This is a genomic window from Mesorhizobium sp. M1B.F.Ca.ET.045.04.1.1 (assembly GCF_003952465.1).
GTDB classification, from domain to species: Bacteria; Pseudomonadota; Alphaproteobacteria; order Rhizobiales; family Rhizobiaceae; genus Mesorhizobium; species Mesorhizobium shonense.
The window spans coordinates 3,120,506-3,138,422 of the sequence record NZ_CP034448.1 but is presented as its reverse complement, the minus strand read 5'-3'; the positions used below and the strand labels follow the sequence as shown (position 1 = coordinate 3,138,422).

The following is a 17,917-nucleotide window of genomic DNA, read 5'->3' as shown; positions in this document are numbered from 1 at the left end:
AAAATGATTCCGACTAGCTTATCTGGGACACCCCTGCAGGCTGAGCTTGCGTTCTGAAATCCTGACCTCCGCTTCTGCGCCTTTGCGATTTTAAAGGGAATGCCTTCCCTGGGCCGCGCCGTGGTCTCGGCCGACCTCTTCTGTGGGGGAGACCCCCAACGCCCCCAAGAGTGAGAGTGCTGACCGGATTTGTCGTGACGGGTTGAGGGCTGGGAGAGAGGCTCCCGGCGCCCGTCGCGGAGAACCGCCATGTCCAGACACCACCGCCATGCTCGCGCCGGCGCCAACCGCGCAAGCCTTTATGAGGAAATCACCGGCAAGGTCATTGCCGAGCTCGAAGCCGGGCGCTTCCCGTGGGTGCAGCCCTGGGGAACGTCGGCAGGGCAAGCACCGGTCGGCCTGCCGAAGAATGCCGGCACCGGCCGTGCCTATAGCGGCATCAACATCCTCATCCTGTGGGGCTCGGTCGTCCAATATGGATTTCCCGGCCAAGGCTGGCTCACATTCCGTCAGGCCCTATCCCTTGGCGGCAATGTCCGCAAGGGCGAGCACGGCACGACCGTGGTCTACGCCGACCGCTTCGTCCCCGAGGACGAAGAGCAGCGTGCCCGCGACACCGGCGAGGAAACACATGCCATTCCATTCCTCAAGCGCTTCACCGTGTTCAACGTCGCGCAATGCGAAGGGCTTCCCCAGGACATCGCCGTCGAGGTGCCGCCGCCTCCGCCGGGCATGATCGAGCCTACCGTCGAGATGCTGATCAAGGCGACCGGTATTGACTTCCGCATCGGCGGCGACCGCGCCTTCTATGTGCCCGCCCACGATTACGTGCGGGTGCCGCCGCCCGCCGCCTATTTCGAGCCGATCAACTGGCATCGCACGGCGCTCCACGAACTCGGCCACGCCACCGGGCACGCCTCGCGGCTCGGCCGCGACCTCAGCGGCTCCTTCGGCACCAAGAAGTATGCCTTCGAGGAACTCGTCGCGGAGATGAACTCGGCCTTCTGCTGCGCCGCGCTCGGCATCGTGCCGACTGTGCGTCATGCCGACTACCTCGGCTCCTGGCTCGAAGTGCTGCGCGAGGACAACCGCGCAATCGTGCGTGCCGCCTCGCAGGCCAGCAAGGCCGCCGACTGGCTCCTCGGTTTTCTGCCCGACGCCGGCCGCGCGGTTGACGGCGGCGAGAACGGCGAGCCTGAGATCGACAGGAGGGCGGCATGATCCTGCTGACCGACGAACAGCACGAACGCCTGCTGGCCAACGGCCGTGACCGCGGTGCCGACCACGTGCCTGTGGTCAAGTTCTTCAATCCACCGGGCGAGGGCGTCTGGCTCGCCACCGAGCTCGATGCCGACGGCGATACCCTGTTCGGTCTCGCCGATCTTGGCTATCCCGAGCTCGGCAGCTTCTCGCTCGAGGAACTGACGTCCGTTCACCTGCCCTTCGGCATGGGAATCGAACGTGACATCCTTTTTGCCACCCACCTGCCGCTATCGGTCTGGACCGAAGCCACCCGGCAGGCGGGCAGCACCCGTGCGGCAGAAGGCGTCGTCGCCTGGATAGCTCGCGACCGACGCGATGAAATCCTGACACCCCCGTCGTGGGCATTCTGAAACTCGCAAGACCGGCGATTCGGATTTCCGGGTTTCCGGCTTTGCGCTTCTTCGGAAAGCCGGCTTTGCGGCGCCGTCCTCAGAGTGAGAGGGCGGCGCTGCTCTTCGTGACGGGTTGGAGGTCGAGAGGAATTCCCGGCCGCCCGTCGCGGAGAAAAGACCATGGCGACCGCCAAGCAGAAGATCACCCTCCACGCCTCGCGCGACCTCCCCTTCAACAAGCTGATCCTCAGCCAGGCCAATGTCCGGCGCATCAAGAACGGGCAGTCGATCGAGGACCTCGCCGCTTCCATTGCACGACGTGGACTCCTCCAGAGTCTCAACGTCCGGCCAGTGCTCGACGGCGAGCGCAACGAGACCGGCATGTTCGAGGTGCCGGCGGGCGGGCGTCGCTATCGCGCCCTCGAACTCCTGGTCAAGCAGAAGCGGATGGTCAAGACCGAAGCGGTGCCCTGCATCGTCTCGGACGCGAACAGTGCGGTGCCGATCGAGGAGCATTCTTTGGCCGAGAACTTCCACCGCGAAGATCTTCATCCTCTCGACATGTTCCGGGCGTTCCAGACCCTCCACGACCAGGGCGCCACACACGAGGAAATCGCAGCGCGCTTCTTCGTCTCGGCCACCTTCGTGCAGCAGCGCCTGCGCCTCGCTAAGGTTTCGTCGAAGCTGCTCGACATCTATGCGCAAGACGGCATGAAGCTCGACGAGCTTATGGCCTTCACCGTCACCGACGATCGACGTCTTGGGGAAATCGAGGAAGCGCTGGAGCGGATCGAGAACAGACCGATGATTTACGATCCGGCGGAGATCCCGCGCGCGGGCGTCTTCGTCAGCATCAACCGCGATGGCGACCTCGTCGTCGATCGCGGCTATGTCCGGTGCGCCTGGCGCCTCGAATTGACTGGCTTCACGGACACGATGCGCGAGCGACTCACCGCCTATGGGCTCTTCCACGAGATCATTTCGTGGAAGCTCAGGATGTTCGTGGCGACCGATACCGCTGGCATCGCGGTGCTCGATCGCGTGCTCGGGCGCTTCCCCATCGAACGCGTCAGCGAGCGGGAGACCGCATGATGACCCGCCGCGATACCGCCGAACTCGCCCACCGTCTCGGCGAACATGCCGAGGCGGTGTGCCGGCACTACCTCTCGAATGGGCGCCGCTCCGGCAATTACTGGCAGGTCGGCGACGTCCGCAATGCGCCGGGCCGCTCGATGTTCGTCCGGCTCAGGAACTCGCCGAAAGGACCGGCGGGGAAGTGGACCGACGCCGCCACCGGTGAGCACGGCGACCTGCTCGACGTCATCCGTGATGCGCTCGGTCTCATCCACTTCAAGGACGTCGCTGACGAGGCACGCAGCTTCTTGGCGATGCCAAGATCGGAACCAGAACCGCGTTCTTCATGCGGCAATACCAATCCTGTTCCAACGGGATCGCCAGAGGCCTCGCGGCGGCTCTTCACCATGTCGCAACTGATCACCGGCACGCTCGCTGAGGCGTATCTGCGCGGACGCGGCATTACGACTTTGCGCGGAACCGGATCGCTCCGGTTCCATCCGCGCTGCTACTATCGACCCGAGGATCATGGCCCGACCGAGACCTGGCCGGCCATCATCGCCGCGGTCACCGATCTCGGCGGACGACAGACTGGCGCGCACCGCACCTGGCTCGATCCCGGCGGCAACGGCAAGGCGCCCATCGACACGCCGCGACGCGCGATGGGCGATCTCCTCGGTCAGGCCGTCCGGTTCGGCGTGCCGACCAGCGTGATGGCGGCGGGCGAGGGCATCGAGACGACGCTGTCGCTGAGATGCGCCTTGCCCGACATGGCTATGGCGGCGGCACTCTCGGCAGCCCACCTCGGGGCCATCCTGTTCCCGCCGACCTTGCGCCGGCTCTATGTCATCCGCGACAACGACCCCGCCGGCGACGGTGCCCACGACACCCTGGCAGGGCGGGCACGCGAGGCCGGGATCGAGGCAATCGCGCTGTCGCCGGCATTGGAGGACTTCAACGACGACCTCCGCCATTTCGGTCTCGACGCACTCCGGGCAGTAATTGCAGACCAGCTCATGCATAGGGACCGCCTGCGCTATCTGAAAACGGGCGGCATGATCCGGTAGGAGACGGGACGGGATTCGGTCCCGCCGGCGTCTTGATGACGGCCCGCCCGACAAGAGCCGCGACCCGGCCTTCGAGAGGGCGATCGGGCCCACAAACGGGCCGGCCAGGCAATGGCGGCGGCCGACTATTTTCCGGCGGCGCGCGACTGCCGGCGACTGCCAGCGGCCAGGAGCGACGCCTTTCCATCGCCAGACAAAATAGTCGGCCTCTGCCATCCTGCGCTGACGCTCCGCCCCTCCACTTCGCTCCGGGTGCCCGGCGCCCCGCCTGTGGGCTTTCGTCGCCATGAAGGCCGCGAGGGTCGCGGTCCAGGCGACGGGAGATCCCCATGAGCGAGCACGACGACACCGAGCCACACCACGCATCGTCCCCGACCGACCACGTTCTTACCGAACTCCAGCTCTATGGCTGGCGCCCCTTCACGGACGAGCCCGATCCGCGAACGCTGCCCGATGGCGATCATGTGGCCGGAGCGGTGGCCGACATCTTCGATACCCTGATCGCCACCCTGGCCGATACGCGCCTCGAACCCGATCTCGACGACCTGCTCTGGTCCGTTACCAATGTCTTCCATCGCGCGGTGCTGCGGATCGAGCGCCAACTGGACGACAACGAGCAGGCCCAGCGCCGCTTGCAGCGGGAACAGGACGGCACCGAGATCAAGGCGGTCGAGCTCGAGAACCTCACCGCCCAGGGCCAGACCATGCTCGAGCGGCGGGACGCCTTCGAACTCATGCGCGACCAGGCCGCCGATCAATACGAGCAGTACAGCGGTTCGGCCTGGCGGCCGCGCACCGGGTCAATGGTCAACCATCGGCATCTCAACGCCGCGCTGGTCGACAGCCGGGACTTCCTCGCGGCCCGACGCAAGGCCGACACCGAGGTCATGCTGCCAGCCGGTTCGAAGATCGCGCTGACCGGCGGCCTCGACTTCAATGATCATCAGCTGATCTGGGACGTGCTCGACAAAGTCCACGCCAAGCATCCGGACATGGTGCTGATCCACGGCAAGTCGCCGAAGGGCGCCGAGCTGATCGCCGCCAAATGGGCCAGCAATCGCAAGGTTCCCCAAATCGGCTTCGCGCCCGACTGGGAGAAGCACGGGCGCGCCGCACCGTTCAAGCGTAATGACGCGATGCTCGATGTCTTGCCGATCGGGGTCATCATCTTCCCAGGAACGGGCATCCAGGACAATTTCGCCGACAAAGCCAGGAAGCTCGGCATCAAAACGTACGACTTCCGTAAATGGGGCGGCGCGTGAGCGCCGCCTTTCAGCATCACAACCTACTTGCGCCTGGCGCTTGCTGCCATCGTTGCTCTCCGCTGGCCGCATTTTCACGCTTGCGGTCTCGCACTGCCATCATTCGCAGCCGCTACGGTGAGGTTTTGGCTCACGACACGCGCAGCAATCCTCCGCATCATCGTCGATTACAGCCGTCGCGGCCGCAATCTTCCTTTAATTCCAGATTCTCCTTCTCATGCACCCCGCCTGGCTGGAGCTTCTCGTTCTGCTTGTCTTCGTGACACCGTCGCATGTTGCCGGCTTTGATACCATGTTCGGCACCATGAGGCTGGTTAGGCCCGTCTTGAGGCCTTGCCGGAATCTTGTCATTGTCGGCGCGATTTGCAGCCGGCGTCACTGCGTCCATGCGCGTAATGGCACCGCCCGGACGCGCCGGCCACAACCATGCATGTCTCATGACCGTCCGCTGGCTGTCGGGACCGATGGCAGGCGGAATGCCGCATTCGCATCCTGATCACGGCGGTGGCGAGCGGCCGGGCGAGCAGCGAGTCGATCAACGCGGGCTGGCGTGATGCGAGCGCCGACACCCTGATCTGCTTCAGCACTAATCTCTACACGCGCCATGAAGCGACACGGGAGAGGGCGCCCTATCCCTGCTGAGCTGTCCGAGACCATTGGGCAAGCGCCTGGTTCAAATACGAGCATGGCACAACGAAAGCACGAGCAGGCCCTTGGCTGATCGAGATGGCCAGGCTCTCCTGAGGTCCTTTCCGGCTGGTCGATTGCTCCAATACGGCCTCTCTTTTGGCTTGATCTGGCCGAAGATCAGCTTCGCTTCGATCGCCTAAGGCGCAACAGCGCCGTCAAACTATCTTCCCCTTCCGGCCAGAGCCGGAGTTCCTCGCGAGACAAGATAGTTCCTCCTCTGCTGTCCAGGCCCCTTCGGGGTGCGCCCTCGATCGCCTTCGGCCTGCCGATCGCCATCGAGGCCGCAATGGCGCGGGCTCGATCCAGAACCAAGGAGAACCGTCATGGCCACCATCGGCAACTTCAAGCAGTCCGGCAACAACGAGTTCGCTGGCGAGATCGTCACTCTTTCGCTTCAGGCCCAGAACGTCCGCGTTGTTCCAGACAGCCGCGCCAGCGGCGAAAATGCCCCCAGCCACCGGGTTTTCGTGGGCCGAGTCGAGATCGGCGCCGCTTGGGCCAAGAAGTCCAACGAGGGTCGCAACTACCTGAGCCTCAAGCTCGACGATCCGAGCTTCAGCAACCCGATCTACGCCAATCTCGTAGAGGACGAAGAGGGCGAAGGGTTCAGCCTGATCTGGTCTCGCCCGACGCGCCGTAACGGCGACTGAGATATTCCTCTCATCGGCCCGCCCGGTGCGCCGGGCGGGCCTTCTCGTAAAACCCACACTGAGCGCTGCAAGTCGCCGACAGCGAACCCCGCATCCATGCGACGACGTCACCGTCCGCCATGATCTACCGGTAACCGCGATTGCGTTTAGTCCGCTCCAAGCGCAGGAAAGCGAGACCGGCTTGAGCGTCTCCGTCAAAGGTCTCGATCTTTTCGCGGCCCCTCGTTCCAATGCGGCCCCAGGCGCGCACCAACGACGTTCCTCCAAACAGGGTAGGCTGGAGCGCCAGGCTGTAGAAGCGTGCCATGTTCCGTTCGGGATCTACACGCCTTAGACAAATTGGTTTTGTTTTGCCAGCGACCATGCTCGTCATTGTCAGCTGGCGCCCGCCGATCGTCCAATTCATTGATTGAATCGACCGAGCCCCTGGGATTCAATTTATTGATGAAAGCCAGGCTGCAGGGAGTCCCAGCTTTAAGGACTATCAGGAATCTCACCTTCGCCCGAAAGCTCACTGACCAGGGACAGCAGGGAGGCGATAGCCTCGGGCCGCATCCTGGAAACAAGACGCATAAGGGCCATCCTGTTCGCGGCCTCATTGGACGACTTGCCGAACAGATGCGGCGCCGCCGCGTAAATCATCTCGATTGGAGCAAGACCGAAGATCTCACAAAGGTGAACCAGCCGCGTTACATTGAGCTTGGATTCGGATCGTTCATATCGTCCATAGACCTGGCCAGAGATGCCAAGCAGTTCAGCGAGCTGCTCACGATTCAAGCCCTTCTTGCGTCGTGTCGAAGCCAAAAACTCGCTCAACGCCTTGTCCATCTCGTCCAGCGAAACCACGCCGTTGAAACCAGGCTTACGCCACAGCGGGCGCTCAAAATCCGGCTCGCTCGTCTCGACCAGCCCACGCGCCGCGCGGTAGCTTTCGTTGGCCTTACCCGCCATAGAACACCATTTTGCCCCTTGCTGATCGTGACCCGACAATTTCGGTGACGATATACCCACGCTCACCATCCCAGCCTTATAACCTTATATGCAAAGTGATGCCAAGAATACCCCGCCGACGGCATTTGCCGGCATTTTCATAACCAATACGGTAACGCTGGGCCGACAAAACGATGGTCGCGGATCAGAACCCGTTGTCATCAAGAAATTTGCGGATTGCGGTCTCGACCAGAAACTGCATGGACGTCTCCGAGGCGAACGAGGCCAGCTTCAGTCTCTTCTTGGTCTCACGATCGAGATGGACGTTTACGAAGTTCTGAACTCCCTTCATCCGCTCTTGCTTGAGCCGGCGAAGCGCCTTCCGCGCATCGGTCCGCGTCTGCAGGGCGTCATCATCCGCCGCGGGGTTGGATTCTAAACGAACTGGCGCGTCCGGTCCGATATTTTCCAAAGACCGCATTGGCGCAGGTTGGGATTTCCGCGCCGCGGTCAGGAACTCGGCCGCTGCCAACTTTTCATCCCGCTTCAACGGACGAGCCCTCTTCGCCTGAGAGTAGGGAATCAATCTCTTCGACGAGTGCTAATGTTTCTCGTCGTGCTTTGGCGATTGCCGGCGTGACCGCCTGCATCTGCAATGTGCCAAGGCCGCTGTGGATGTCCTTGTAAACGTTGCGTTCATGCACTTCGGTCTTGAACAGGTAAGTCCCGGCGTGTTCGACGATGATTGGTCGAATTTTGCGGTAAAGTTCGGTGTGGCAGACCGGTAGAGTAATGCGTGTCTTCAGCACGCCGTGTCGGCATGCTGCTCCGTACGTCTTGTTGACGCGTCGAACGACCTCCAGGCATTCGATTGCGCCGACGACCTCCCGCTTCGACGGCTGCACTGGCGAGATCACCAGATCGGTGCGCGCGATCACGCCATCTATGATTGAAGTGTCCTCACCGGGCGTGTCGACAAGCACGTAGTCAAAAACGTTTGCCTTGCTCTCGAAGAAGGCCGCGATTGCCTTGCCTGTCTTCGGACCAAAAACGTCTAGGCCTTCGGCTTGATTGCCCTTGTCATGGCAATCGCTCCACCACTTCATAAGATTGCTGCGCGGGTCGATATCGAGCAAGCCGACGCTTCGGCCTCTCAGGGCATATTCGCCTGCTATGTTCATCAGCGCCGTGGTCTTTCCTGCGCCGCCCTTGCCGTTGATGGCGGCGATGACTGCCGGCATGGCCGTTACTCCTTTGTGTGTTTGTAGAGCCATGCAGATCTATGGCGCCACGATCGAACAGACGTGGAGAAATGTAACCATATTGGCTATGGAAATAAAGAGATAGCCGGCCATAAAGCGTATTCGCGTTACCAAATTGCTTGGCAGGATACGGAAAATGTGTTACATTTTTCCTGCAATCGAGGGACAAGCCCTCGATCCGCGGCCTGCGGCCGCAACCGCTATGATCAAGGATGCGTTTGTCGATGGCTCGCAGCCGCTCGGAAGTGTCGAAACGAAGGAATAAGGTGGCGCATTTCCGCTTGTCGCCAGCCGAGTTCGATGCGCTGGAGGCGGCCGCCGGCGCCGCCGGCTTGACCATTTCGGCCTTCATCCGGTCGCTTTCCCTAGAGGGCGCCGGCGTATGGCCGTTCCTCGGAGCGGAGGACCGCGCGGTGCTCGACCTGCTTGCCGACGGAATGCGTGCGATCGGTGCCAACCTCAATAAGATCGCACGGGCCATCAACACCGGCAGGGTGCCGGTTGAGGGAGAAGTCGCCGGCAGCATCAAAGACGCGCATATCATCGCGACGACGGTGGCATCTGAACTTGCAGCGATGACCAGGCGCTCGGCAGCAACCCGGCGTGAAGAGGATTCCTGATGGAGTTCTTCCCTGGCGCCTTCGAGCGCGAGTGGGAGCGCCGGCGCGCCATGCTGATGCATGAGATGCGGCTCGGCCAAGTCGAAAAGGTCGACTGGGATGAGCCGCGAAGGGGAGGGGCGGCGCGGCTTGCTGAAGAGGGTTTTCGTAAGTTCGCCCGCTCGCCCCGGCGGAATGGTGGCAGCCACTTGCGTTGGACGCATGGCGAGGCCGGCTCGAGCGGCCGCTCGATGCGGGCACGGTTTGCAGCGCTGGCACGCGGAAGCCAGCCGGCCGTGGTCAAGCTCGCCTCCTACGGCGGAGGCGCGCGAGCAGCGGCTATGATGAGCTACACGTCACGAGGCGGGGAACTCGCCGTCGAGAACGAGCGCGGCGAGCGCGTGCTCGGCAGGGATGCTGTCGCCAAACAGTGGGCGGAGTGGGATCATCTCTTCGACAATCGTGCCGCCAGCCGCGATCTCGCCGTATTCCATGTCTCGATCAATTCAGCCTCGCTGAGCAGCGACGTCGACCAGGACGACCAGCTGCGCGAGATCTTGCGATCCGGATTTGGCGATCGACAGTTCGTCTACACAGCTCGGAAACGGGATCCGGATGAGCTTTATGTGAGCGGTGTCGTCGTCCTGCGCGACGGGAGCGGTGAGCGGCTGACTGGCGACCGTAAGGCTGCGGAGATCGTTCAGCAGCGCTACGACGACACCGACGCCGGCCGAGACATCGAGGCACGGTTCCGGTTCCACGGCTACGGCAATGGTGTGGAATGGGGCACAGCCCGTATACGCCAGCTGGTCGCGAGAACCAATGGGGAGGTTCGCGATAACACCGGCCGATTGATCGGTGACGCCGCCCTAGCGGGCGATCTGGTGCAGAAGGAATGGCGCAAGGCACTGCACAGCCGCAAGGGCAGGGACGTCATGCACCTGATCATTTCGGCGCGGGCGGGCACGGATGCGTCGGCCTTCGAGGGAGCCGTTCGTGAGTTCCTGGGCGAGCAGTTTGCGGGGCATCGCTATGTGTTTGCGGTTCACGATCCGGCGCGCGATCCCAAGGAGATGGAGGAAGGCGGCAAGCGTCCACACATCCACGCCCATGCGATCGTGACCGTGCGCTCGGAAACCGGAGGGCGCATCGTCACGAGCCCGCAGTTGTTCCGGGAATGGCGCTCCGTGATGGCCGAGAAAGCCCGGGAGCAGGGCATCCACATGGAGCTCACCGACCGCCGCGAGTTTGCCGGCGCTCCGGCCTATACGCGCAACCAAGTGCGCCCTGTCAGCTATCGCGGCCGGACCGAGCACGAAGGCACGAGCCACGCCGCGCAGGCCCGTTATCGCGCAAAGCGGTCGAACCGGATCAACCTCGCAGCCTCGGACCGTAGCAGACAGTACGCGGCGAAAGCGGCCGAGATTTGGAACGAGATCGCCAATGAGGAGCGAGGTATGCGCGAAGGCGCCTTTGCGATGCAGCAAAGGGCACGCTTCGACGGCTTGGCTGAGAACAATCAAGCTGGTCGTGCTTTTGCGGCGAGGGACCGGGAAACGGTCAAGAACGCTATCGGCATGATGGAGTTGGTTGACTTCGTGAAAGGCGAGGATGGAAAAATGCGAGAGATGACGCGTCAAGAGTTCGAGGCCTATGAAAACCGTGTGGAAGCGGTTCTAGCGTCTTTGGGACGGACACTCCATGCAACTGATCGCGCCGAATTCGACAAGATTGCTGCGACGGTCCGCGAGGTGGTGGACATCCGCCGCGAGTTCCTCGAACTGTTGGAGAGGCAGGCTGGGTTCAGCTCCATCGAGACTATTCGCCGGGATCACACTGAAGAGATCCGCACGGGAGATGAGCGGCGACAGTTGCAGGATGCGGACTTCTCCCACATGGCGGAAGGTGACGTAGGTGCTGAAGGAAGCACAAAGGGCGACCGGGATCGGCGGCATATAGGCGGGGAGGGGCACACCGCCCAACAGGATCTGTTCGACAGTGCGGTTGCTCGCCATGGCGAGAGTGCGGTGCGTGAAGGTGGCGAGATCTTGGCCGAGTACGATGCTGCCTTCCAATCGCTCGATCGCGCCGCGACTAGATACTCGAGCGACTATTTTCGCGCCGACATATCTGATGATGAGCGCACAGCCGTTCGCGCTGACTATGCAGCGGCGTCGAATAGATACGACGCCGTACTCCAAAGCTACGCTCGCGAGGCCCTCGACGGGAACACGTATCTTTACGAGCAATCGAAGGGCGAGGAAAACCTGCTGATGGCGCTGAAGGAGGAGGCTACTCATCGAGCGGCTCGTCGGCGCATCGACATGTATGATCCGTCGAGGAACTCCGCTGTCAGGAACAATGACGAGCAGGCGGTTTGCGCTGGCGACGAGTTGTTCGCACGGATCGACAGCGCGAGGATGGAGGCCCATAGTCTTTATGAGCCGGAAACCAGGGATAGCCGTTCAGCGAGTTCGTCCGGTCGTGCCGAGACGGAAGCCGAGCAAGATGCACGGGTCGCGAGGCAGACCGAGGCTGAGAGCAGGCATAGGGATCTGCTACGAGAAGCGGCGAGAGCGGCGCTGGACGGCAACAACTATATCCGCGAGATGGCAACGATCAGACACGACCTGAACAACGAAATCCATCTGGAAAGCCGGCGCCGTGTGGAAGCGGAACAGTCGCGTGACGAAAACGTCGATGGTGTATCCGGACGGTTCGAACTTGGTGACCGTGGAGCACGGTCAAACGAGGAGTATAAGGCGGACGCTCCGCAGCAGCATGTACCACGTCTGCGGCGGATCGAGTTGGAGATCGAGAGACGCCAGGACCGTGGTCGCGACGATCGAGGGAGGTAGGACATGAACAACGACTAGCTCAACATCGAAGATACCAGCGGCGGCCCACCAATCCGACCGACGGACGTCTGCAACAATCGAGACAATGACAGGTGCTTTCTTCAGCGAGTTCGAAGAGTGCCGTCCACAGCTATGACGAGGGCTGTCAGCCTTGAGCGCCTGATTCAGACGGCGGCCGTCATCCGCTAGAGTCGCAAGCCTCCCATCGCGTCTTTCAATGTCTGGGAACCTAGAATGGAGACGGTACGGGAGTGCCGTTTTCTTGCAAATCTGGAAAATCTGGATATTATGGAGATCGATAGAGGAGAGCACTGCCATGCGGCAATTCACGACAGGCGATCTCAACAAGCAAGTTGGCGACGTCACCGACGCCGCTGCCCGCGAACCCGTCGTCCTCACCAAACACCGGAAACCCCGGTTCGTGCTGATGAGCTACGAGCACTACGAGCGGATGCGTGCTGGAGGGGACCCGCGTCGTGTCTATCGCGTTTCTGAGATGCCGGAGGAGCACCGCGATCTTTTCTTGGCGGAGATCGATCGGCTGGCGCGCGGCGAGGGTTACGACGATGAGCAATGATTTCCTGCCTGGTCAAGTCATCGACTACGCCCTACCTCTGGGCCTGGCAGCACGAACGCGGCGAGACCGAAGGCGGGAAAGCCCGGCCCACTTGTGTCGTCGTGGTCGTCCGCAGTGCGAATGACGGTCTCAGCCATCTGGCGCTTCTGGCGATCACCACCCAGCCAGCGCAGGCCGATCGCGTCGCGGTGGAGGTTTCCGACATTGAATGCCGGCGAGCAGGACTGAGCGACATCAAGCGGTGCTGGATCGTCGTCGACGAATACAATTACGACATTGCCGAGCGCTCCTGGTATATCGAGCCTCACAGTAAAATCCTCGGCCGTTTCAGCAAGGCGTTCATGATGAAGGTTGCCGCAGCCTTCGTAGAAGCACGGGCATCCGGACGGCGTGTCAGCCGCCTGGATTGACATCCTGATAGCTACAGTCGCCTGCAGAACCTGGCCCGATCGTTTGGAACTCCTCGCTTCCCGACGTGGTGTGCCTGACGGGCACCTGCGGTTCGGGCGGCCGGGCGCGCAAAGTTAAAATGTCCCACTTCTGCAAAGTAGGAATGTCAGCGACCGCATTGCTAGCTGGGGACCGTGCGGCAATACCCCGATAGAGTTGTTCACGACGGATGGTGGCGCAGAACTGGCGAACAGCGGTCTGGAACGCCCGGGATCTTCTGGAGGCCCTTTTCCTGGTTCCACGCTACAGTCGTGCAGGTGGTGCCGGATCTATTTGTCATTCGCCGCTCAACAATCTTCGACAAAACTTCGATACGCCGGAACTCGCGTTCGCTCATCAGAACCAATCCCACCAGCTGTCTCCCTCAAAAACGGCGCCCGGGAGAATGGCATCCAGCAAAGGGGAAGCGACATTCGTACTTTGCAGAAGTGGGACATTTTAACTTTGCGCCTACACGCACGTGTCGCATAACAAACATTATGGAACAGGAAGAAGGCGATCAGAATCAATATGTTAGTTCGTCCAGCGACCGAGGCTCCCAAGCGCGCTCAAGGCGATTAACAGCATGCTCGAGACGGCGATCAGCACCGCGGCGGTGACTGCGATCGTCCGCTTGGGATGCCAGTCTCATACTTGCCGCCGAAGAATGGACAGGAACCAGCCGCGCTTGGAATCTTGCCCGCCGTGGCCGCAACTCGGAATTTCGGCGGCGGAAGCTCGTAGGCGAAACGGTTGGGTTCGAACTCCTTGCGCAGGCGTCGCACTTGTCTTGCGATAAATTTCTCAATTTTTACAAGCGCTTCACAATTATACCTGGTTCTCTCACCAACTGTTGCAAGTGGCTAACCGCCCTTGCGTCGGCAATACACTGTTTGGCCAGCTTCTTGGCGGCGATTTCGGCCGGATCGCAGCCGGGGCTTCCGCCTTGTGCTCGTAGATCCACCTCCGACGAAGTGCGCGGTCTTCTTTAGGAGGATTTCCGGGTCCTGAGGGCTAGCCGTTTCAGTGCCAGTTGGCTTCATGTCCACGTCAAAACCCACCCTGGAAGATCCCTTTTCAATACCGATTGCGCAAAGGATGCAGGGGTTCGTCCAAAATGCTGTTGGTTCAGAGGCCCATAGCTTCAGCCGCTTGGCTCAAAGGCTGGAACCTGCGTCAGGATGGAAAGTTCTTGAGGATGGCAAATCACCCGATCATCAGCGCACTCACCTCAATCGGCACGTTGACCTCTCGGCCCGCAGCATTCCTGGTCCTGCTGGCTTACGCGGCGCTTTGGTTGGTTTTCGACAGGGAGAGTTTGAATTGGCATGGAGCGGCTACCCTCTTCACCTGGGCTATGACGCTGTTCATTCAGCGGGCAGAGCATCGCGACACTCAGGCCATCCACGCCAAGTTGGACGAGATGCTGCGGTCCAATAGCTCGGCTTCAAACATCACTCGCATCGACGATGAAGAACCTGAGGAAATCGAAAAGCGTCGCAACCGTAAACAGCAGGGCGATTGAGATGTCCCATTGCAATGCGTGGCGCCACCCGCAGGCGCTCGAATGGTGAGTTCTGGTCGAAAGGGTGCGGAGGTTCGTCCCGCACAGTTTCGACGGGGCAGATCCGCAATTCGCAAGAAGCATGAACAGCTATTCCCAGGGGCAGATGTTCGACGCGAACGCCGTGCAAACGCTCGTCAATGGCGACGAGATTTTTCCGGCCATGCTGCAAAGCTCCGCCTTATGGATGCGTACCGATCATTTCAGCAAGGACTTATGTTTGTCGTCAGCCGGCGCCGTGTCTCGCCCCCGAGCCCTCCGCCGGTTAGGCCCGGCGTTTGCTGGCCTACCCCGTCAGCCTGCCGGGCCGCTCTCGTGTTAAAGGGCAGCAGATGGCTGCGGCGTCAGCCTGAAGCTTGGCCGCCTCGTATCGAGCAACCTTGACCTGCTCCGCCTCGGAACTAAGGCCTGTTCGATCCTGCGCTCCAGTTCGGCCTTGGCGGACGTGGAGCCGTCATGCATCCCGCCGTGCGGCAACCGGACAAACCGGAACCAACGCGGAAAATGACGGTTTCCTAATGGAAGGGATGGCAATAGAGGATGCGAGGAATGGTTGAACTTTTGAACTTGGAAATGGCGGCCGCCAGACAACGCGCCAAGCAAGCCGAACTCTCCCTCAAGCAGGCAAAGACTATGCTCGACGACAACCACGGGCTTGCGATCAGTCTTGCACTTTGCAGCCGCATACGAGCCGGGCAAGCGCGAGCGAAAGCAGCCAAGCGGCGGCTGCTGAAAATGGTGCCGCCCACAAGCGCGCATTGAGGAGCCCCATGACGATGCTGTTCGAACCGCTCGACTCGCACTACGAAGAGCGCGCCAATCTGCACCGGGCCGCGCGGCTTGAGCTGCTTCACGATAGGTTGGCGAAGCGGCTGGATCGGGTTGACCGCGCTGCCGAAGAGGTTGAGCAGGCGGTGGCCTTATTGGTTGATGTCACCCATGGATCGGCCGTTGAGGCTTTCCGAGGCGCCATTTTCTCCAGAAGCTTATCGACAGCTTTTTTTCAACTGGAAGCAGGCCAGACGCTCGGGCTCTGACTTGGGAGGGTGGGCCCGCCCCTGCGGCTTATGGCGATGGGGAAGCGTCTAGGGCGCAGCCCAGGAAAATACCGCTTTCGTGCAACCGCCGCACTTCCCGCCAAATGTCGCCTCCGAAAAGATCTAGAAACCGGCAGGCGTTAACGTGCGGGAGCTGGGCCAGGATGGTTCGCGCCTCAGCCAGATCTGCGTCATGCTTCAGTTTCCGGCGCTCGGCCTCTTCGTCCTTGGGGGGTTCCGCAAGCCTCTCCTTTCGTCTCTCCAGAGCTCGCGCCTTTCGGCGAGCGGGCCTGAGTTCGTCCAGCGTCGGCTGCCACCACCCTTTCGATCGTTCCGTTGATCCGGCAGGGCGCCGGGCCGGCCACGTCTTGACCAGTTCAGTCAAAGTCGCCGGCCGCCATCTGGTCCAGACATGGTCGACGGCCGCTCCCGTCAATTGGGGGTAGAACTCTGCTAATTCCGAGACATCAGCGAGCTCGCCTGAAATCTCCGTGAAGACAATAATGCCGTACTGCGCCGTGGCCACAGGGCGGCCGAGCGGAGGAAGCTCTTCGGCTGGAACCGGATAGCGATGGCGCCTGCGTTCGGCATAGCGCAGCTTGGCAGCTTGGTGTTCAGCGGTGTGTCTGGTGGCTTCCCGTCGCCGTTTCCGCTCTTCCGGCTCGGCGCGTTCGGCAGCTCTTTCGATGCTTGGCCACCGGCGCAGCAGCTCCTCATAGGCGCGAAAAGGCACCCTCCAGGCCCGCAACTCGTCATCCCAACTCGCCCATGGAACGGCTCGCAGCTCCTCGAGAACGGTCCTGGAATAGGGCGTGCGGATGCGCAGGTCGTCCCCGACTTCCAGATACGGGCTCGACAGCGGATCGAAGGCAAAGGCATCCCGTCCCTTGCTGTCGTCATGAGCCGCGCGCGAAGCCGCCTCTTGCGCCAGCCAGCGCTCGATCCGCCGCGCCGCTGTCTTTCCTGGCACGAACCAGCTCTTGCGCTCGTCGCTCCACCTGGCGCGCGGGAATGCCTGCTGGAACCGCTCAACCGCCGATCGATCGTACGGAAAGCGCGCTTCGGCACCAGGAGCCTTCTGCGGCGCGGTAAGGGCCTCGAATTTATCCATCGGATTGCGACCGGCAGCACTGCTGGCAAAGAACGCTGCACAAGCCGTTTGGGTTCAAGCCACACAGCGGCAGGGCCAACCGAATGCAGATGTCCGAAACCGCCCACGAGCCCAACCAGGGAAACCTTCCCGGCACTCGACGGTTAATCCGGATCCGGAGAGAATCGATTCATGCCGGAACGAGACGAAAAGGAACCTGGGGCCGACCGGCCTAAGAAACCCCGTTCGTGTCCGCTGAAAGGCGAAGAGGCGGAAGTGAACCATATTGTAGAAACGCAAAACATATCGCCGGCACAGGCGCGGGAGCTGGTGCGGCGCTATGGGAACGATTGGCGCAAGATCGAGGAAGCCGCCAAAATCTACAAGGAAGACAGCTAGGCATTGCAAAGGACCCGGAAGACAGTTCGAGATCGTCGGCTGAGATGACCGCATGGTCACAATCGCAACCTTCAACGTAAACGGCGTCAACGGGCGTTTGCCGGTCCTCCTCAAATGGCTGGACGAAACCAGATACGATATCGTCTGCCTGCAGGAGCTCAAGACGTCCGATGAGAGGTTCCCTATCGATGCCATCAGGGAGGTGGGTTACGGCGCCATCTGGCACGGTCAAAAGTCTTACAACGGGGTCGCAATTCTTGCCCGTAACACTCAGCCCCAAGAGCGCAGGCGCGGCTTGCCCGGCGATCCAGACGACACACACAGTCGCTATATAGAGGCCGAGGTCGATGGGCTGGTAATCGGCTGCATCTATCTGCCGAACGGGAACCCGGCCCCAGGCCCGAAATTCGATTACAAGCTCGCCTGGTTCCAGCGTTTGATCGGCTACGCCCGCACGATGCTCAAAGAAGAGACGGTCCTCTGCGGCGATTACAACGTGGTTCCTACGCCGATCGATGCGGTGGCTCCGGCAAGGTGGCTTGGCGATGCCGTGTATTTCCCGCAGAGCCGTCAGGCTTACGCCGATATGCTCAAGATGGGCTGGACGGATGCGGTTCGGCAAATTCACCCGGACAAGGGCGTCTACACTTACTGGAACTTCTCCTACCGAGGCGGTTACGACCGCAGCTCCGGTCTGCGGATGGATCATCTCCTGGTGAGTCCAGCGCTTTCAAACAGGCTTCAGAGCGCGGGCGTCGATGTTTCGGTGCGCGGTTGGGAAAAGCCAAGCGATCATGCCCCCGCCTGGATCGAATTGATTTAGCTCGAGAAGGG

At 61.5% G+C, this 17,917-nt stretch carries 18 protein-coding genes and 3 pseudogenes; 15 read left to right on the top strand and 6 right to left on the bottom strand.

Annotated elements, in window-relative coordinates:
* The first annotated feature begins 249 nt into the window (after positions 1-249).
* From EJ071_RS15190 to EJ071_RS15170, 5 genes and pseudogenes are all read left to right on the top strand, one after another.
* Positions 250-1,221, top strand: coding sequence for a zincin-like metallopeptidase domain-containing protein (locus EJ071_RS15190; RefSeq protein ID WP_126098576.1), 972 nt, complete (start codon positions 250-252; stop codon positions 1,219-1,221).
* On the top strand, positions 1,218-1,613 hold the full coding sequence (locus tag EJ071_RS15185; RefSeq protein WP_126098575.1) for a DUF2958 domain-containing protein: 396 nt from the start codon (positions 1,218-1,220) through the stop codon (positions 1,611-1,613). Before EJ071_RS15190 ends, EJ071_RS15185 begins: the two co-directional genes overlap by 4 nt.
* A 162-nt stretch (positions 1,614-1,775) precedes the next feature.
* Positions 1,776-2,348, top strand: a pseudogene (locus tag EJ071_RS15180) (ParB/Srx family N-terminal domain-containing protein); the annotation flags it as partial.
* A 338-nt stretch (positions 2,349-2,686) separates the two neighbouring features.
* Complete coding sequence (locus EJ071_RS15175; protein WP_126102596.1) at positions 2,687-3,736, top strand: toprim domain-containing protein; 1,050 nt, start codon at positions 2,687-2,689, stop codon at positions 3,734-3,736.
* Positions 3,737-4,065: 329 nt separating this feature from the next.
* Positions 4,066-4,998, top strand: coding sequence for a DUF2493 domain-containing protein (locus tag EJ071_RS15170; protein WP_126098574.1), 933 nt, complete (start codon positions 4,066-4,068; stop codon positions 4,996-4,998).
* 157 nt (positions 4,999-5,155) lie between these two features.
* Here EJ071_RS15170 and EJ071_RS15165 read toward each other — a convergent pair whose 3' ends face one another.
* On the bottom strand, positions 5,156-5,386 hold the full coding sequence (locus EJ071_RS15165) for a hypothetical protein (RefSeq protein WP_126098573.1): 231 nt from the start codon (positions 5,384-5,386) through the stop codon (positions 5,156-5,158).
* A 625-nt stretch (positions 5,387-6,011) separates the two neighbouring features.
* Here EJ071_RS15165 and EJ071_RS15155 point away from each other — a divergent pair.
* Positions 6,012-6,338 carry a DUF736 domain-containing protein gene (locus tag EJ071_RS15155; protein ID WP_126098572.1) on the top strand — a complete coding sequence of 109 codons (327 nt, stop codon included), beginning with the start codon at positions 6,012-6,014 and terminating at the stop codon, positions 6,336-6,338.
* Positions 6,339-6,462: 124 nt separating this feature from the next.
* On the opposite strand, the gene EJ071_RS15150 is transcribed toward EJ071_RS15155, so the two are convergent.
* The 4 genes from EJ071_RS15150 to EJ071_RS15135 all read right to left on the bottom strand — a co-directional run bounded on the left by EJ071_RS15150 (position 6,463) and on the right by EJ071_RS15135 (position 8,509).
* Positions 6,463-6,645 (bottom strand): WGR domain-containing protein, encoded by a 183-nt coding sequence (locus EJ071_RS15150; protein WP_320275625.1) that lies wholly within the window; start codon positions 6,643-6,645, stop codon positions 6,463-6,465.
* Positions 6,646-6,812: 167 nt separating this feature from the next.
* Entirely contained in the window at positions 6,813-7,289 is a 477-nt protein-coding gene (locus EJ071_RS15145; protein ID WP_189521483.1) for a helix-turn-helix transcriptional regulator, read from the bottom strand.
* A gap of 184 nt (positions 7,290-7,473) precedes the next feature.
* Positions 7,474-7,800 carry a hypothetical protein gene (locus EJ071_RS15140; protein WP_126098570.1) on the bottom strand — a complete coding sequence of 109 codons (327 nt, stop codon included), beginning with the start codon at positions 7,798-7,800 and terminating at the stop codon, positions 7,474-7,476.
* 4 nt (positions 7,801-7,804) lie between these two features.
* Positions 7,805-8,509: a ParA family protein gene (locus EJ071_RS15135; protein WP_126098569.1), complete on the bottom strand. Its 705-nt coding sequence runs from the start codon at positions 8,507-8,509 to the stop codon at positions 7,805-7,807.
* Positions 8,510-8,754: 245 nt separating this feature from the next.
* Here EJ071_RS15135 and EJ071_RS15130 point away from each other — a divergent pair, with 245 nt between their 5' ends.
* The 7 genes and pseudogenes from EJ071_RS15130 (at position 8,755) to EJ071_RS15095 (ending at position 15,594) form a co-directional block, all read left to right on the top strand.
* Positions 8,755-9,150, top strand: coding sequence for a plasmid mobilization relaxosome protein MobC (locus tag EJ071_RS15130; protein ID WP_126098568.1), 396 nt, complete (start codon positions 8,755-8,757; stop codon positions 9,148-9,150).
* Complete coding sequence (locus EJ071_RS38510; RefSeq protein WP_189521482.1) at positions 9,150-11,987, top strand: hypothetical protein; 2,838 nt, start codon at positions 9,150-9,152, stop codon at positions 11,985-11,987. The genes EJ071_RS15130 and EJ071_RS38510 overlap by 1 nt, the downstream gene beginning before the upstream one ends.
* A 316-nt stretch (positions 11,988-12,303) precedes the next feature.
* On the top strand, positions 12,304-12,564 hold the full coding sequence (locus EJ071_RS15120) for a type II toxin-antitoxin system prevent-host-death family antitoxin (RefSeq protein WP_126098567.1): 261 nt from the start codon (positions 12,304-12,306) through the stop codon (positions 12,562-12,564).
* A pseudogene (locus EJ071_RS15115) lies at positions 12,554-12,974 on the top strand (hypothetical protein). Before EJ071_RS15120 ends, EJ071_RS15115 begins: the two are co-directional and overlap by 11 nt.
* Positions 12,975-14,110: 1,136 nt before the next feature.
* The gene (locus tag EJ071_RS15110) at positions 14,111-14,518 is read left to right on the top strand and encodes a low affinity iron permease family protein (protein WP_348628144.1); all 408 of its coding nucleotides are present in this window, start codon (positions 14,111-14,113) and stop codon (positions 14,516-14,518) included.
* 588 nt (positions 14,519-15,106) lie between these two features.
* Entirely contained in the window at positions 15,107-15,319 is a 213-nt protein-coding gene (locus EJ071_RS15100; protein ID WP_126098566.1) for a hypothetical protein, read from the top strand.
* Positions 15,320-15,327: 8 nt separating this feature from the next.
* The gene (locus tag EJ071_RS15095; protein ID WP_126098565.1) at positions 15,328-15,594 is read left to right on the top strand and encodes a hypothetical protein; all 267 of its coding nucleotides are present in this window, start codon (positions 15,328-15,330) and stop codon (positions 15,592-15,594) included.
* Positions 15,595-15,844: 250 nt separating this feature from the next.
* On the opposite strand, the pseudogene EJ071_RS15090 reads toward EJ071_RS15095, so the two are convergent.
* A pseudogene (locus tag EJ071_RS15090) lies at positions 15,845-16,705 on the bottom strand (hypothetical protein); the annotation flags it as partial.
* 171 nt (positions 16,706-16,876) lie between these two features.
* Between EJ071_RS15090 and EJ071_RS15085 the strand changes: the two are divergent.
* Both EJ071_RS15085 and xth read left to right on the top strand, forming a co-directional pair.
* A complete protein-coding gene (locus EJ071_RS15085) occupies positions 16,877-17,083 on the top strand; it encodes a hypothetical protein (protein ID WP_126098564.1) in 207 nt (68 codons plus the stop codon).
* Positions 17,084-17,135: 52 nt separating this feature from the next.
* Positions 17,136-17,906, top strand: a complete 771-nt coding sequence (gene xth, locus EJ071_RS15080; RefSeq protein WP_126098563.1) for an exodeoxyribonuclease III — start codon at positions 17,136-17,138, stop codon at positions 17,904-17,906.
* Positions 17,907-17,917 lie beyond the last annotated feature (11 nt).

Excerpts from the sequence above, each read along its gene's own strand:
- EJ071_RS15190 (WP_126098576.1), top strand. The coding sequence starts at position 250 with ATGTCCAGACACCACCGCCATGCTCGCGCCGGCGCCAACCGCGCAAGC.
- EJ071_RS15185 (WP_126098575.1), top strand. The coding sequence starts at position 1,218 with ATGATCCTGCTGACCGACGAACAGCACGAACGCCTGCTGGCCAACGGC.
- EJ071_RS15175 (WP_126102596.1), top strand. The coding sequence starts at position 2,687 with ATGACCCGCCGCGATACCGCCGAACTCGCCCACCGTCTCGGCGAACAT.
- EJ071_RS15170 (WP_126098574.1), top strand. The coding sequence starts at position 4,066 with ATGAGCGAGCACGACGACACCGAGCCACACCACGCATCGTCCCCGACC.
- EJ071_RS15165 (WP_126098573.1), bottom strand. The coding sequence starts at position 5,386 with ATGGACGCAGTGACGCCGGCTGCAAATCGCGCCGACAATGACAAGATT.
- EJ071_RS15155 (WP_126098572.1), top strand. The coding sequence starts at position 6,012 with ATGGCCACCATCGGCAACTTCAAGCAGTCCGGCAACAACGAGTTCGCT.
- EJ071_RS15150 (WP_320275625.1), bottom strand. The coding sequence starts at position 6,645 with ATGGCACGCTTCTACAGCCTGGCGCTCCAGCCTACCCTGTTTGGAGGA.
- EJ071_RS15145 (WP_189521483.1), bottom strand. The coding sequence starts at position 7,289 with ATGGCGGGTAAGGCCAACGAAAGCTACCGCGCGGCGCGTGGGCTGGTC.
- EJ071_RS15135 (WP_126098569.1), bottom strand. The coding sequence starts at position 8,509 with ATGCCGGCAGTCATCGCCGCCATCAACGGCAAGGGCGGCGCAGGAAAG.
- EJ071_RS15130 (WP_126098568.1), top strand. The coding sequence starts at position 8,755 with ATGGCTCGCAGCCGCTCGGAAGTGTCGAAACGAAGGAATAAGGTGGCG.
- EJ071_RS38510 (WP_189521482.1), top strand. The coding sequence starts at position 9,150 with ATGGAGTTCTTCCCTGGCGCCTTCGAGCGCGAGTGGGAGCGCCGGCGC.
- EJ071_RS15120 (WP_126098567.1), top strand. The coding sequence starts at position 12,304 with ATGCGGCAATTCACGACAGGCGATCTCAACAAGCAAGTTGGCGACGTC.
- EJ071_RS15110 (WP_348628144.1), top strand. The coding sequence starts at position 14,111 with ATGCTGTTGGTTCAGAGGCCCATAGCTTCAGCCGCTTGGCTCAAAGGC.
- EJ071_RS15100 (WP_126098566.1), top strand. The coding sequence starts at position 15,107 with ATGGTTGAACTTTTGAACTTGGAAATGGCGGCCGCCAGACAACGCGCC.
- EJ071_RS15095 (WP_126098565.1), top strand. The coding sequence starts at position 15,328 with ATGACGATGCTGTTCGAACCGCTCGACTCGCACTACGAAGAGCGCGCC.
- EJ071_RS15085 (WP_126098564.1), top strand. The coding sequence starts at position 16,877 with ATGCCGGAACGAGACGAAAAGGAACCTGGGGCCGACCGGCCTAAGAAA.
- xth (WP_126098563.1), top strand. The coding sequence starts at position 17,136 with ATGGTCACAATCGCAACCTTCAACGTAAACGGCGTCAACGGGCGTTTG.